Origin of the sequence: Acidaminococcus hominis (genome assembly GCF_022484025.1) — a bacterium.
In the GTDB taxonomy this organism is placed as follows: domain Bacteria; phylum Bacillota; class Negativicutes; order Acidaminococcales; family Acidaminococcaceae; genus Acidaminococcus; species Acidaminococcus hominis.
The window spans coordinates 1,332,799-1,350,391 of record NZ_JAKVMG010000001.1 but is presented as its reverse complement, the minus strand read 5'-3'; the positions used below and the strand labels follow the sequence as shown (position 1 = coordinate 1,350,391).

General features: G+C 58.4%; 1 protein-coding gene. It reads left to right on the top strand.

Features of this window, described 5'->3' with window-relative positions:
- The first annotated feature begins 20 nt into the window (after positions 1-20).
- Positions 21-17,552 (top strand): beta strand repeat-containing protein, encoded by a 17,532-nt coding sequence (locus LKE88_RS05915; RefSeq protein WP_276803037.1) that lies wholly within the window; start codon positions 21-23, stop codon positions 17,550-17,552.
- The last annotated feature ends 41 nt before the right edge of the window (positions 17,553-17,593 follow it).

Sequence of the window (17,593 nt, the reverse complement as noted above, 5' to 3'; positions counted from 1 at the left end):
CCCTCCAAAGCAGCGCCGAAATGGAATATAACCGCATCAACCGGATGAAAGCGGACCTGGAAGACAGCCTTGCCAAGCTGAAATTTGCCCTGACAAAACTCCCGGCAACCCTTTCTGCGGAATCTACGGCCGTAAAGACTGCGGCAGAAGATCTGCAAAGCTCTTTAACGGCTTACCAAGATGAGTTTGACAGTGCAGCAGCCAACGTCACTGCCGAAGGCATCAACGAGGAAAGCACCTGGCAGAAGCTGGCTGACCTTTCCAGCTCTGCGGCGGACGTACTGGCTAAGTCTGCCGACCTGCTGACCGCAGTGAAGACGGCTGGCTCGGATGTGGCAGACGATGTGAAGGGCCTGTTTACCAGCGCCTCGGAAGCCGTCGACAGTGCTGCCGCCTTTAAGGAACCCACGAACTACGCCAACGTATCGGCTTCGGCCCAGTCCCTGGGGGACCAGGATACCCAGCGTACCCTGGCCGGCGCCATTACCCTGTCCAATATTGACTTTGCCAGCAGCGTCACCGTGGGCCAAAATGCGGTGCTTACGGCGGCTGACAACCTGAATCTGAAGGCTGTAGAAAAAATTGAAGATGTAAATATCAATGGTAAACTCAATGCCTCTACGTCTGCTTCTGACACTGGAACTAGCGGCGGTGCAACAGGTACTGACCTGGGCAGCGCAGCAGCAGGTGCAGGTGCCGCCACGGGCACGGCTGCCAAGAAAACGGGAACCGGCGTGGGCGGCAGCTTCAATTACCAAAACTTTGATTCCAGCGCTTTGGTCAGGGTTGAGCAAGGGGCGGAACTCACGGGCGGGGACCTGAACCTCACCAGCGACTCTGACGTTTTCCATGCGGGCATTACGCTTTCCGCCGGCAAGAAAGCTGCCAGCAACAGCCTGAGCGGTATGGTCTCTGTTACGGACAGCGACAGCAACAACCAGGTCCTGGTGGACAAGGATGCCAAGCTTACGGCCTTAAAGGACAGTGGCGGCAGCACCGGCACCATTTCTCTGGCCGGCCACAACAATACCAACGTGAATAATGCCATTCTCGCCCTGGCCTCCAGCACGGGAAGCGCCGCCGTGGGCATGTCCGTCGCCGTGAACAACATTGACGTGACCAACCGGGCAGCCATCGAGGATCTGGATACGGCAGCAGCGGCTCCCGCTACGGCCGGTTCCATCAGCGCCGCAGCTCTCAACGTCAGCGCCGAAACCACTGGCCTTATCAATACCATTACGGTAGCCGGCGGGGCTACCTCCAGCGAAAGCTCGACCACCCAGCCCACCAATGCCATTGACAACACCGGGGGAAACACCGGTGCCCTTTCCAGCGCCATTCCCGATGCAATCGGCGAAAGCTTAGACAGTATTTCTGGGGTCAGCGAAGACCTGACGGATGCCTTGGAAAGCGCCGGTGAAAACCAGGGAGGTACAGCCGGAGCTTCTGGCAGCGCAGAAGGCGAAAGCACGACCCCGACGGCGGAAGCCTCGCCCCTTACGGGCACGGCGGCGACCGGCCAGACAGGTACCAGCGGCAGCAAGAAGTCGTCCCTCAGCCTTTCCGGAGCCGGCAGCGTTTCCGTCAACCTGGAAACGAATACCACCGAAGCCCTGATCGACGGGGCTAACCTCCAACTCAACAACGACGGCGACGTCCAGGTGGGTGCCCGGGATACCGCTTTCGTCGGGGCCTGGAGCGGCGGTGCAGCCCTCTCCCTGAGCAAGGGCAACAGCTCCAAGAAAAAAGTCGCCGTCAGCGGTGCGGCTGCTGTCAACAGGATTGATAACAACCTGACGGCCGCCATTAAGAACAGTACCCTGACAGGGGTCAAAGCGATGGATATTGAGGCCCTTAGCGGCGGTACTGCCGCAGCAGCTGGACTGGGCCTGTCGGTCATCAAGGATACCGGCACTAATTTCGCCGGCGGCGCTTCCGTTTCGGTGAACCTCATCGACAAGGATGTCACCGCACTGGCAGAAGACAATACTGTCACCGGGTCTGCTTCTGACAAGGCAGACCTCGATGTCACAGCCTACGAAAGCGACCTCCAGATTACCGGCGGCGTCAATGCCGACCTTACCAAAGGCGGCGGCAAGACCGTGGGCGGCAGCGTTGCCGTTGCCAATATCAACAATAATATCAACGCCGGCATTAAAGGCGGTACCTATACCAATGTGAACACTGCCAAGGTGGAAAGCCTTCTGGCCACCAAACAGATTACGGGGGCCGTTTCTGCCGGGGTTGCCGTTGGCGGCGACCAGACCGATGGCAGCTCCAACGGGGCCTTTACCGGTGCCTTCGTCTACAACGGCCTGACCAACAAGGCGGATGCGGCCATTACCGGCGTAAACCTTACCGCCGCAGGGAACGTTGCGGTGAAAGCACACGATACCACCAGCGGCTCCGAGGAAGCAAAGCCCTACCAGGAAAAACTGGGGGATTACTCCAAGCATCAGCAGTTTGCGGAAGACGCCGGCCTGGACACGGACGGTTCTTCCTACTATAAAGATACAGACGAAGAAGGAAATGGCCTCGACACAGCCGGTCAGACCGTCGATATGGACGATACTGGCAGCCTCAGCGTGGGCGCAGCCCTGATTATTGCCGGCTCCAACGGCAATGCCGCCGGTGCTGCCGTCAACGTGGCTGACCGGGACATCGACTTCTCGGCCCGCATCGATAACGCCACCATCCAAGCTGGCTCTATTACCACGGCCTCCGAAGCGGACAGCTTAGGCGTCGACGTGGCAGCCGGCATTGCCGCCGGTTCCCAGAGCTTTGGCGGTGCCGCCAGTGTAACCTGGCAGACCCAGAACAACGATATTCTGGCCCAGGTCAGCGACTCCACCATTACTACAGATAAGCTGGCCGTTACGGCGGACAGCAGTGCCAAAGAAGTGAACGTGGCCGGTTCCGTGGCCTATGGAGGCAAAGCCGGCATCGGCGCAGCGGTGGCCTACAACAAGCTCTCCAACCAGATTCAGGCCTACCTGGCCGGCGGTTCGGTGACGAACCTGACGGAAACGGGCGTGGACCTGGACGTTACCGCTGCCAATACAAGCAAGCTCTATGCCATCGGAGCTACGGTAGCAGCCAGCAAGAGCGCCGGCCTCAGCGGTACGGCAGCCATCAACCACGGCGGCAGCGATACAGAAGCCGTCATCGGTGAAGCTGAAGATGCAGACGGCAAGACCGTCACTAAGGAAAAGACGACTCTCACGAACATTGCCGATACCAACGTCGAAGCCACCAGCAGCGATACCCGGCTGGCCGTGGTGGGCAACGTAGATATAGCAGGGAAAGTCGCCCTGGGCGGCGCTGTAGCCTATAACGATGTGGGCGGCGCCGGTACAGGCGAAGCCGGGCAGAAGACCCGTGCCGCTATGGTAAACGCTGCCCTTACGACCACCGATGCAGGAAAGGCATCTCTCCATGCGGCTGACACCTCCAAGCTGACCACCATCGGTGTGGGCGTGGGCGGTGCCGGCAAAGTGGCCATCCAAGGCGGCGCAGCTACCGCATTGGTCAACAAGGACATTACGGCAGAAGTAAAGAACTCGACCATCCAGGCTGCAGAGGGAGGCACAACAAGCGACGTCTCCGTTACAGCCGACAGCAAGAGTACCATCAATACCGTTGCCGTCGCCGCAGCCGGCAGTGGTACCTTCGCCGGCGGGGCCGGGGTCAGCGTCAACCGCATCAAGCAGGCTACGACAGCTGCCATTACGGGCGGCAGCCAGATTACCGATACGGATACCCTGGTGCAGGCCACGGGCAACAATGATATCACCTCCGCCGGTATCGGCGCAGCCGCAGCCGGTAACGTTGGCATCGCCGGCAACGTGGCCGTCAACCAGATCGGCAATGATGTGCAGGCTAGCGTTGCGGACAGTACCCTGACAAGTACCGGCAACATCGGCGTCCTGGCCAATGGCCGGGAAAAGCTGGGCAACTACGCCGGTGCCCTCGGTGTCAGCGCATTTAAAGGCGGCGCCGGTATCGGCGTCAGCGTCAGCAGCAACGAAATCACAGGCAATACAGCCGCCACAGTAACAGGCAGCACCCTCCAAGCGGCTGGCAAAAATGATGAGAGCATAGCTCTCACGCAGACCATGGACGATACCGGCGTCCAGACATCGGTGACGAAAGACGAGCAGGTCATCACTGATGCACGCAAGGGCATTGTCACCGCCGCCTATGGCCAGCATGATTTAGAGAGCGTCGCCGTTACCGGTGGTATCGCCGCATCGGGCAGCGTGTCCGTTGGCGCAGCCGGCACAGTTACGCTGAATAAGCTGGGCGGCAGCACGAAAGCTGTCGTAACCAATACCACCATCAATGAAACCCGCACGGCTGACGCAAACGATGACGTCACCGTCAAGGCCATCGACCGCACGAACAGCGAAAGCCACGTAGGCTCCCTGAGCATAGGGGTTGGCGCTACGGGTGGTGCCGGCGTAGCCGGTGCGTCCGATACGCTGGCCTTCAGCCGCACGACCCAGGCCGAACTCTCCGGCAATGTGTCTAATCCGGACAGCCTCCAGAATAAGACCGTCAACGGCCGAAATATCGACGTCACTGCCGACCAGAAGTCCAGCGTCGTCACCAACGCCGACGGTCTCTCCATCTCCGGTGGCGGCACAGCCGCTGCTTCGGCAGCAGCCACTGTAGCTGTTACGAAATTAAACGGCACGACCCAGGCCGTCGTCAAAAACATTACCAGCACCAATGACAAGCTAAATGTAACAGCCCTGCATGATCATCATACGACCCTCTACAGTGCTTCCGCTGCAGCTTCTGGCGCTCCTGTCGGTGTCGCTATCGGCGCCGGCATCGGCATCGTCAACGATGACTTCACTACGTCGGCCCTCGTCGACAACAGCACCAGCCTGAGCAGTACCGCCACCAGCGTCAACGCCGACAGCACCACCGACGTGGATACGTACGTCATCGGTACAGCCGCTTCCGTTGGTGCCGCCGGTGCGACCATTGGCGTCAATAACATCAATAGCACGACCACAGCCGAAGTCAATAACAGCACCATCGGCAAGGCCGGTACTATTACGCCGGACGTCAGCGTCGACGCCCATAATAAGGTGACGACGAACTTCGGCGCTGCCACCTCCAGCGCCGGTGCAGCAGCCATCGGGGTCGGCGTGGGTATCAACACCGTCGACACAGGGACCCTGGCTAAGGTTACCAATAGCACCGTCAACGCCAAGACTGCCGCTGTCACCTCCCGGGAAGAACTGGACGTGGACCAGACTATGGCAGGTGCCACCTTAGGCGGCTTCGGTCTCAATACCAATGTCATGGTCACCACCATTGGCACCCAGGTAGCCGATTCCTACGGCAGCGATGCTGATAAGAGCGGCAAAGTGGATACCAAGAGCATCCTCGCAAACGCCAATAACGCCATCGGTTCCCAAAATAATAATCTCACGAGCGGCTCGAACCTCATCAGCAGCGATGCGGGAGTCACTGTCAGCAATAACTCCGGCGTCAGCGCCAAAACCGGCGTGACAACGCCTGCTGCAGGCACGCAGACACTCGTCGATAACAGTACCATCACCACCAGTGACGCTCTCACCATCAGCGCAGACCGGCAAACCGATGCCACGCTTACCGCTGCTGCTGCAACTGTGGCCGGGGTCAGCGGCGCCAACGTGACGGTGGCCACTCTGGATGCCAAGAAAGACGCAGGTGTCACCATTTCCGGCAAGAGTGTCCTTTCCTCTGCCAAGGACCTGACCGTCCAGGCCAAACAGCACGGCACAACCGCCGTTAAAGCCTACCAGGCAGCCCTGTCCGGCGGTCTCAGCGTGAACGCAGCCTTTGCCCAAAGCAAATCCAGCGGTGCCACCAACGTCACCCTTTCGGACAGCAGCCTCTTAGGCGGCGTAGGCGGGGCCATTAACGAAGAAACTGGTGAAGCCTACGGGGCGACCATCCTCGCTGAAGACACCGGCAAGACCACCAGCGATGTTGTCGGCCTCACGGTCTCCCTTGGCGCCGCCGGCGGTGCCCTGATTACCAACGCAGAAAACGACAGCAGCACCAAGGTTACCATCAACCAGGCCTCTACGATTGCCAGCACCGGCGCCACCAGTGTGACAGCCAATAAGGCCAATGGGATTTCCGCCAGCACCCTTGGCGGGGCCCTTGGGGCAGGGGCTCTTCAGGGCATTGTCGCTTATGCAGAAGATAAGGGAAATAGCGCGATTACCCTGACAGGCGCCAATAAGCTTGGCGGCGACAGCATTTCTATCCTGGCTAAAGGTGCGCCCAACGTTACTGCCGATGCAGAGGCTTTAAGCGGCGCTCTGCTGGGTGCCGTTGGTGCCTCCCTCGCCACGGCCAAAGCCGGGGGAGAAGTCAGCCTCAGCGTAGGCGACGGCTCCACCTTCAGTGGCAAAAACGTCACCTTAGGCGCTGCCGCAGGCCAGCAAACTGGCACTGACGATACCGCCCAGGCCAATGCCAAGGCAAACGCCGTGGGTCTCTCCGCAGCCCTGGGCGGATCCTTCCAAGCCAACGTGGCTGATGCGTCCCAGAACACGGCCGTTATGGTCAGCGTTGGCAAGAGCAGCTACAAGGCAGATACCCTGGCTATTTCTGGCACGAACTCGTCGGCGCTTGACGCCGACGCCAAAGGCGTCACGGTGGGCACCATTGCCAGCGGTGAAAATATCTCTCAAATGACCGGCAGCCTGACCACCAACGTCAGTGCCTCCGGTACAGCTGACGGCAGCAGCCTGGGCAGCGTCACTCTCCGCAGCAGCGGCTATGGCAACCTGGCTAATAATGCCAGCGGTGCCGGCGGCGGGCTGGTGGAAATCAGCCCAACAGCAGCCGAAGCGGATACGACCTTTACCACCAATACCCAGACCAACGTGAACGGCTCCTGGCAGGCCGGTTCCCTGACGGCCTCGGCTACCAACAGCGATGACGTAGATGCCACAGCCGACTCCCTGTCCGCTGCTGTCATCGGCGCCAGCGGCACGAAAATGACCACCAAGGTCAGCCATACGGCCAAAACCAACGTGGCCGGCACCGTTACTACCACAGGGGCCCAGAACTACACGGCCGTCAATACCGTGGACCACGACGTGAACCTCAAGGGCAGCGGCTACGGCGGCGCTTCCGTGAACGCCAACTCCATGGAAAATACCCTGAACTACACGGCTCAGGTCAATCTGAACGAAGGAACGACTCTCACCGGTACCGGCGATAAGGGCACCCTGACGGCCCTGGCCGAAACCACCGGCGATATGAAATATACCAACAATCTGAAGAGCGCCGGGGTGGTGGCTGCTACCTCAGCCTACAGCAAGAATGACGTGACCTACGCCAACAGCATAAGCGCCACCAACGCTACCCTGAAGACGGGCAAAGCGGACCAGAACATTACCCTGGCCGCCACGGATACCACCAATGGTGCCTTCCAGACCGTGGCCGACACCCAGGGCGGGGTTGTAGGGGCCGCTTCTGCGGAAGCCATCAATAATTTCCACCGGTCCAACACCATCAGCCTCACCGGCGGCCTGGTGGAAAGCATGAACGACGTCAATCTCTACGCCGGCGCCGACCAGAACGGTCTGCGGTCCGTGCTCAATTACACCGCCCTGGCTGATGCTTATAACAAGACCGCTCTGCCTCTGGTGAGCAGTCCCAGCCTGGAAAACACCATGACCCAGGCCAACCAGGTACTCATCAACGGCGACGTCCGCTCTGTCCGCCATACCAATCTGAAAGCCGGACAGGGGCTGACCACAGTCTCCGAAAGCGCCCGGGAATACAACAACTACACGGGCGATTCGGGTACAGGCTCCACCACCTCTACGGCCCTGGGCAGCCATACCAGCAGTGAAACCACGGACAACTACGTGTCCCTGGGCGATACTGGTTCTGTGACGGCCGGCATCCATACGGATCTGGACCTGACCATTTCCGGACAAACGAAAGCAACTAAGGTAGATGGCAAAGCCGCCCTGGATTGGAGCGGTATTACTTCTACGGTTACCAAGGGCAGCGACTGGTTCTCTGCAGACAGTGTTAAGCCCTCCAGCGTAACCCTGCCCAATACCCTGATTGACCGCTACCGGAAACTGGCCAATGTGATCGGCCAATATGCACCGACTTCCAACGAATACCACGTATTGGAAGCAGAAATGAAAGAACTCAAGTCCCTGATGGAAACCAATGGGTTCGTTAAAAACAACGGTGCCATCCTGGATGAAATCAATGTAGCAGCCATCAACCTGCCGGACATAGTGGTTTCCGGCGGCAACATCACCATCGATGCCGATAAGGTCACCGGCACAGGCAGTCTGAAGGCCCAAGGCGTCAACGCCGTGAATATTACCAACTCCAGTGACCTCTACCTGAAGACTGGCGACGTCATCATCAAGGATAAGGGCGGCAGCCTCACCTTTAACGACAGCCTTGTAGGAAGCTCCCTGTCCGAATTTACCGGCAGCCTGTCCAGCAGCGCAGCCGCAGGGGCAGAACCGGCCATTACCATCAAGAGCACGGGCACTGCTTCTAGCTATGCCAGCCCGGATATTGGCGTGTTTGGGGATATCCTCAACAGTTCCGGCGATGTGACCATCCAGAACTCGAATCAAAATATCTATATTGTGGGCTCGGCCAACGTAACCGGCAAGAACATCCACATTGTGGCCGATAAGGGCTCCGTCACCCAGACCAGCGAAGGCTGGCTCGTTGTAGGCTCCGACCCGATTACGCGTTACCAATTCAGCGACTCCATTGCCCAAAAGATTCAGAAGTACCTGTCTAAAGGCGCAAGTAATAACTGGGATGTCTCGTGGCTTACCAGCCAGACTACCTATGATGGCTACAGAAGTGCGCTTATAACGCATGCGAAAGATTTGGAACTTAATGGGCTAGAAATTACAAAAATTGTGAATTGGAAACCGGATGAAAGTGCCGGGGTTCATGCAGGCAGCAATATCTACCTGACTGGCAAGAACGTCATCGTCGACGGCCTCGTCCAGAGCGGCTACGGCACCTACAAGACCGTTCTCACGGCGGATGACCAAAAACGCATCAATACCCTGGATAGCCAGTGGAAGCGGAACAGACGGGCCCTCACAGACGACCAGGTCATGAGCAACGAAAACTACCTGATCAACCAGGGCGGACCCCACTACAACCGTGATACCAAGCAGTGGGAATACGAAGTGAAGCTGTACTACAACCCGGCCACAGGCAAACTCCTGGCCGAAAACCTGGCTCCCTCCGGCGGCAAGATCTACATCACCGGCGCCGTGGCCAGCACCAACGGCAGCGGCCGCATCCTGGCTATGGACGGCACCCCGGACATCTCCATTGACACCACTGCTGTGGCCAAGGACCTGACCCTTCACAAAATCGAAAATAACGACATTGAAAGTCTCATCAGCATCAAAGACACCAATACCAATATGCTCACGGAGTTTACGGAAAATAACGGCTCTGTGAAGGTCAGCGTGACGCCAATCACCGGCAAGCAGGTAGTAAACAACACCAGCACCTCTAATGGCATCACCTACTACAACCCGGCACCCCAGACCCTGAAGTGGACTGGCGGTACCGCAGGCGACGTAAAAGTAACCGGCTATGGCTACGACAAAGACTTCGTTATGTGGGGCCTTATTCCGTACAATACTACAGAAGACTTCGTTACGAATAAAGAAGTCTCTCAGGGCATGACGACGACCAGCTCACAAACCCAGACTGGTGACCAGGCCCTGGCAGCCGGTCAGGTCATCACCAAGGTAGACACTGCCACGGACAAAGCCTACTCCGTGGATACGAAAGTATATACGGATCCGTACACCCAGTGGAGCGGCGTTAGCGTGGATAAAGATTACGACGGCTTCTGGGGCAAGGTCCTCGGCTACGGCACGGTACATTATCGCTGGACCGGCTCACAAAACAGCTCCACCAGCAGTACCTATTCCATCAAAGCCGATAACCCTATCCAGACCGGCTTCATTACCGGCGGCAAGGATACCATTTCCATTACGGCCAATAAGAACCTCAACCTGGCCGGGAATATTTCCTCTGCCGGCACCAGTGGCACGGTTACCCTGAATAGCAATACCGGCGGCATTACGGCTGATGGCGGCGCCAGCATCTTCACGGATACGCTCACAGCCAGCGCAGCCGGCAATATCAACCTGAACCACAGTGCCCTCGGCACAGATGCCACCTTGTCTGTGAAGAGCACCGGCGGCGACGTCACCGTCCTTTCGGATAAAGGAAATCTCAGCGTCAAGACCAGCACAGCAGCAGGCAACCTGAAGCTCCAGGCTGACGGCAACCTGACCTCGGCCAGCGGCACGACCCTTACAGGGAAACGCATCGACCTGATCAGCCGCACGGGCGCCATCAATGCCACGGCCAACGCGGCCACCAAGGCCCTCAGCGCCGATACCCTTTCGGCCAGTCTCAACGCTGACGCAGCCGGCGACATTACCCTCAAAAACACCAATGGCAACATGCGCATCGGCTCCATCGTCAGCCATAACGGCAATGTTAATCTCACCACCTCCGGCAGCTTTGAAGACGCCACCAGCGGCGGTACACTCTCCGGCAGCGGCGACAAGCTCCAGCTCTGGCAGGATATGGGCATTATCAACACGGCAGACACCGATGACAGCAAGGCTAAAGCAGCAGAAGCCGCTAAGCAGGAACGCCTGGATGCTCTTACAGGGCAGGGCAACAAGCTGGCAGCTGCTTCGAAACATACCTTGGACGATTACAACGCAGCCGCCGATACGTACGCAACTGCCGCCAAGAGTGATACGGACCTGCAAAAAGCCAAGACCACCTATGAAGATGCGGTCAAGGCCATCAAGGCGTATCAGTATGCAACCGAAGAAGACAAGCAAAAAGCCTTGCAGAAAGCTTACAATACCTACGACGCAGCCCGGAAGCGCTTCCTTGATAGCCAAGGCATTACGGGCTTCACTGGGGAAGAACAGGAATACATCATTTCTGTGGGGGATATCAAGAGCAGCAATTCCTACGGCTGGAGCAAGAATGACCTCTTGTACGCACTCCAAAGCAGCGTCCTAAATGCGCCTAAAGGAGAAGTACTTACTGTAGCTAAGGCCAACGTCCAAGGGAAGAACATTACCCTGAACGCTGCCAAGAACATCGGCAACGATGCCGAACCGGTTGTTATCAACTACGCCGACCTGACGAAGCTGGAAAACCTCCAGCTCTTGTCCCAGGCCAAGGCCGGGGATTTGACCTGGAGTGCAGCGGACCAGACCGTTACGGTACGCCAGCAGCGCCCCCTGACCCTCCAGACCACAGGCAGTGTCACCCTGCAAGCCAATACCTCCAATACCACTGGCGCCGGCAGCATTTACCTGGCCGGGGTCAAGGATTCCGCTCTGAACGTAACGGGCAATATTTCCACCACGGCTGATGTGAAGCTGATGGCGGATAAGGGCGTCACCATGGAAAGCGGCGGCATTACCGCCAAGAACCTTATCGTCACCGGCGGCAGCGGGGACATCGGCAGTGCCGCAAAGAACCTGAATACGAACCTCTCTGGTACTCTGGATGCCCGGACGTCGGGTAACCTGTATCTCCACCAGACTGGGCTCGACGGCAACGCGGCGCAGGTTCTGACCATTCAAAGCGTGGGCGGCAACCTGATTTCCCTGGCCTCTGATGCGGGCATGCAGATGACCACCGAAGAAGGCAAGAACATGGGTACCATCGACGGCCAGAACATCAACCTGACCTCGGCCAACGGTGCCCTGGGTCTTAGCACAGACGGCCTCCGCATCGCCAATAGCGGCGGCGTCCTGAACGCCAGCGCTGCAACAGACGGCCAAGGCATCTACCTGGCTGGTATAGGCTCGGGTTCGCTGGTCCTCAATCAGGTAACTGCCGGCGGCGACCTTTCCATCGACAGCAAAGGCTCCATCCAGCTGGGCCAGGAAGCTGTAGAGGCCACCGATACGACAGCGGCAGTCGACGCCATCGACAGCACCGTCAAGGCCGATAACATTACCCTGACGGCCGCAGGCTTCATCAACCTGGCCCAGGGCGAGTTGCAGGCCGGTGCCTACGATGCAGCCGGCAAGCTCTTAGCGAATACGGGCAGTGTCAACTTGAACTCCAGCGGCGTTATTACCCAGACCAGCAACCATGGCATTTTGGCCAACACCATGAATCTGGTGGCCGCAGCCGGTATCAACATGCCTAGCAATGTGCAGGGCGAAGCAGAAGACAGCCGCATCAACGCTCTGGATACGATTAATATTACCAATACGGACAAGACCAAGGACGTATACGTAGAAAACAAGAACAACAAAAATGTGACGGTGAATTTCGCAGAGGGCTCCACCGGTACCAACGTAAATATCAACAACCACGCCGATGACAAACAGACCAGCAACCTCACCGTCACCGGCAACGGAAACGCTGTCCAGGATATGGTCATCAACAACGCCAGCGGCAATGTCCACGCAGAGGGCACCCTGACGGCAGGCCGGAATCTGAGCATCACTGCCGCCACCAGCATCACCAACGATAAGGCTGTTACGGCTACCAGCGGCGCCATCAGCCTCACCGCCCAGAATGGTATCACCCAGACGGGCGCCATTACCGCCGGCACCAGCCTCACCGTAGCCAGCGAAACAGAAGGCAATCTGACCTTTACCGGAAATATTGAGAGCGGCACGGCTGCCAGCCTCAAGGCGAAGAAGGGCACCATCGCCATCGGTACGGCGCTGGTGGCAAACAACCTTACCGCCGGCACCACAGCCGCCATTAACAGCGAAGCAGGCCCCATTACCATCTACGGCAACACCCAGTCTGTAACCGGCACCACCCTCCAGACCTGCACCAGCGGTGACCTTAGCGTCAAGGGTAACCTGGACGCCACCGGCGCTGGCAACGTGAACCTGATCACTACCACCGGCAAGATTTCCGTAACCGGCAATATCAAAGCCGGTCAGGCTGTCAACGTCCGGACCACCAGCGGCAGCATCGGCATTACCGGCAGCGTCACCAGCGATGCACCGGTCAAAACCACCGAAAAGACTGAGGCCACCGAAACCACGCCGAAGAAGGCCAAACGGCTGCTTCTGGGCGAAGCCAACGAGACCCTGCCCACAACCGGCATCCACATTGACAGTACCAGCGGTACCATCACCGCCGCCGGCGACTTTACGGGCGGAACCAGCGGCGAAGCGAAGCTCATTACCCAATCGGGCGATATTATTTATAGCGGCACCCTGAGTACCGGCCAGGCAGTCCTGTTCCAGACCCAGACCGGCGATATCACTGTGGGCACCGATGAAACCGACAGTTCCCTGACGTCCACGGCGTCCACTGTTACCCTGGAAACCACGGGCAACACCACGGCAGACAAAGGGGATATTACCCTCTACGGTACTGCCGCCTCGGTAACGGGTACTACGGTGAAGACCAACTCCCTGGGCAATATCAAAATTGAAGGCAGCCTGAAGACTGTCGCTCCGGCAGAAGGTACGGAACTGGCAAAAGGCACGACCCAGAACGTTACTGTCCAGACGAGCACGGGCAATATCACCCTTGATTCTACCAGCACCACCACACCGGCCATCTCCAGCCTGGGCGATGCCGTAGTCCAGACCACCACCAGCGGCGGTATTACCGTAACTGGCGATATCACAGCCGGTAAGGCAGCGACACTCTCGGCAACGGAAGGAAATGTTAACCTCAAGGGCAAGCTGACGGCTAGCGGCGGTGCGGCCAATATCAGCGCCTCCGATACAGACGTGGATGATGAGGACGACCAGAAGGGCGACATCACCCTGACCGGTGACATCACCTCCACCACCGATGCTGCCAGCATCAGCACCAACAACGGCGCTATCAACCTCCAGGGCAACGCCAGTGCAGCCAAGGCTCTGGAAATCAAGGCCACGAACAACGGCAGCATTACCGTGGGCAAAGCTACGGAAAAAGATGGAACTAAGCATGATTACACCCTCAGCGGCGCTACGGCAGCCATTTCCACCAACACAGGCGCCATCGACCTGTACGGGCTGACGAAATCCGTTCTCGGCACGACTGTCCAGACCGGCACCGGTGACATCAATGTCCACGGCAGCCTCCAGACTGTCAAACCGGCAGCAGGTACGGAACTGGCGGAAGGTGCTACCCAGAACGTCACCGTCCAAGCTGGCACGGGTAACATCGACCTCACGGCAACCTTGACGGATACACCGGTCATCTCTAGCCTGGGCGACTCCGTAGTCCAGACCACCACCAGCGGCGGCCTCACCCTTACCGGTGACGTCACAGCCGGCAAGCTGGCAACCCTTAAGGCAGTAGAAGGAAATGTCAACCTCACAGGCGACTTCACAGCAAACGGCGGCACAGCCACCATCAGTGCCTCCGATAAAGACGTTGACAAGGTAGATGCAGCAGACGACCTCAAAGGCGACATCACCCTCACAGGCGACATCACCTCTGCCACCGATGCTGCCAGCATCAGCACCAATAACGGCGCTATCAACCTCCAAGGCAACGCTAGTGCAGCCAAGGCCCTCGAAATCAAGACTACCAACACGGGTAACATCCTCGTCGGCCAAGCTGCGGAAAAAGATGGGACTAAACACGAATTCACCCTCAGCGGCGACACGGCTACCATTTCCACCAACACAGGTGCCATCGACCTCTTCGGCCTGACGCAATCCGTTCTCGGTACGACTGTCCAGACCGGCACCGGCGACATCAATGTCCACGGCAGTCTCCAAACCGTCAAACCGGCAGCAGGTACCAAACTCGAAGCAGGCAGTACCCAAAACGTTAATGTGCTCACGGATAACGGCGACATCAGCCTGACGGCGACTCTGGATGACACGCCGGTTATCTCCAGCCAGACGAACGCCTACGTGGCAGCCAACCAGACGGGCGACGCAAAGAAAGCTGGCGACATTACCATCACCGGTGACGTCAAAGCCGCACAGAGCGCCAGCCTCGTTGCCAACGAAGGCAGCATCAAACTCACCGGCAATCTCACTGGCGCGGCAGACGACGCCATCATTCACGCCCACGATAGCAAGTCCCTGACAGACGAAGGCAACATCGTGGTAGACGGCAGCGTCACCGCCGGCGACCTCCTGAACCTGAACACGGACAACGGCACCATCACGGCCGGCACAGCGGAGAAGCATACCCTCCTGCGGGCCAGCAACACGGCTTCCGTCACAACGGACAATGGCACCATTACCCTCACAGGCAGCGTGGAATCGCCCCACGGCACCACCGTGGAAACCACCACCACCGGTGACATTACTATCACAGGCGACGTCAAGACCTGGAACCTGGGCGACAAGACCATCACCGGAACCGGCGACGTCCGCATCGCCACCAACAGCGGTGCCATCAGCCAGACCGGCGATATCCTGAGCAGCGACGACCTCACCGTCCAAACTGTCACCGGGAATATTAATCACAAAGGCCTTGTCACGGCAGCCGCTGCCGCCGACGTCCAGACCACCACCGGCGATATCCTTCAGACCGGTAACGTCCAGAGCGGCACCACCACGGACCTCCAGTCCCTGACCAAGGGCCAGGTGGAAGTCTATGGCAATATCAACAGCGGTACGGCAGCCACCCTCTACGCCAAAGACGGCAGCATTACCGTGGGCAAGCAGGGCGCTGTTAATACCATCACTGCCGGCACCACCGCTGCCATTGCCACTGGCACCGGCGACATCAACCGCTACGGTAATACCCAGTCCCAGACTGGCACCACCGTACAGGCCGGCACGAAGGGCAATATCCTCGTCGTAGGCGACCTGACCGCCGACAAGAACAACGTCCAAGTGGACACCAAGAGCGGCAGCATTGACCTCACCGGCGATGCAATCGCCAAGACGAACGACATCCTCGTCCAGTCCGAAAACGGCGCCATCAAGATGACTGGCGACCTGACAGCTGGCATCAATGTTACCGCCGACACGACAAACGGAAGCATCGACCTTACCGGCGATATTCAGAGCGGCGCAGCCACCCTGCTCCAGGCCACTAGCGGCAGCATCAGCCAGACCGGCCAGAAGATTATGGCCGGCACGAGCCTGACGGCTGCGGCCAGTGAAGGCTCCATCCGCCTCGATAGCGACATTTCCTCGCAAAACGGCGACACGACCCTGACGGCCAGCGACAGCGGCGTGGAGGCCCAGAAGGGCAACATCCTCGTCACCGGCACAACCCAGGCACTGAAAGGAAACGTAAAAGCCACGACGGACAACGGCAATATTGAATTCCAGAACACCGTCAAAGCCGATCAAAACCTCCAGACTCGCAGCGACAACGGCAATCTCCACTTCCAGAGTGATATCTGGAGCGGCAGCAGCATCAGCGGCGAAACCACCAGCCAGGGCAATCTGATCCTGGACGGCACCGCTGAGGCAGTGGAAAATATCCAACTGAAGGCCGACCAGAACGGTTCCATTATCCTGCGCAAGGACCTGACTTCCGGGCTGGACACCAGCTTTGGCACCAACAACGGAGATATTCTCTTTGCAGGGCCGACTGACGGCACGGCAGAACAGATTCGCGTAACGTCCAAGCAGGGCAATATCGCAATGACCACCACCGGCACCGGGGATATCAAGGACAGCCACCGGGAAGCAGGCGGTGACCAGGCTCTGGTTTCTGCGGACACGGGCAACATTACTATCCGGCAGGACGGCACGGACGATGTGGACCTCCAATTCCTCTATGCTCTGAAGGATGCCGGTGTGGAAGTGAAGGACGGCAGTCTGTACCTGGATACCATTGATGGCAACCTGGTAGCGGTCTTTGTCCGCAGCGGAGCTGAAGTGATGGATGTGAAACATATGACGGCCGGCACCCAGATTGCGGTAGCCGGGGCGGATATTGGCCTGGAAAATGTAAGCCAGCGTGTTGGTTCGGATGGGTTCCTTTCCATCCAGCCCGATGGTGCCAGCGCTGATGCACCTATCGAAAAACTGACCATTGGCCAACTGAGTACCAACACGGGTGCCCGTTTCGACCACCTGTGGGTGCGCAACGGCAGCATTACCGCCACCCAGGGTGAGCTCCATTTGGATAAGCTTTACGTCCTGGATCACGGGTACTTCAGCAACGGAGTGATGGACACGGAGGTCTATGGCACCACGCCTCTGCCCAACGAGGCCACCCGCAGCAGCTACTGGAACAATACGAAACTCAATGATCCTCGGAGCCAGCTGACTGCCTGGATGGATGACAGTAACCCCATTGGCCGGGACGGGGCCTGGAAATATCTCCTGTTCAACGACCGAGGCTACCGGCAGTACTCCAACGGCAATCTGCTGGAGCTGGATCCTCACTACTATGTGTACAAGGAACGCTACAGCCTGAACAACTGGATGCGCACCCAGCACGCAGCGAAGTTCATGAATTCCTGGCAGCAGGCTTTCCATCCGGGCCTGACCTATATGGAACGGTACAATCTGGTGGATTATACCCAGGCCGTTCCTGTCCAGGCTGGGGAAAATGCTGAGACTGAGGACTTCTAAGGAACAAGGCCAAGGGAAGGCAAGAGCGCCTTTGGCACAGG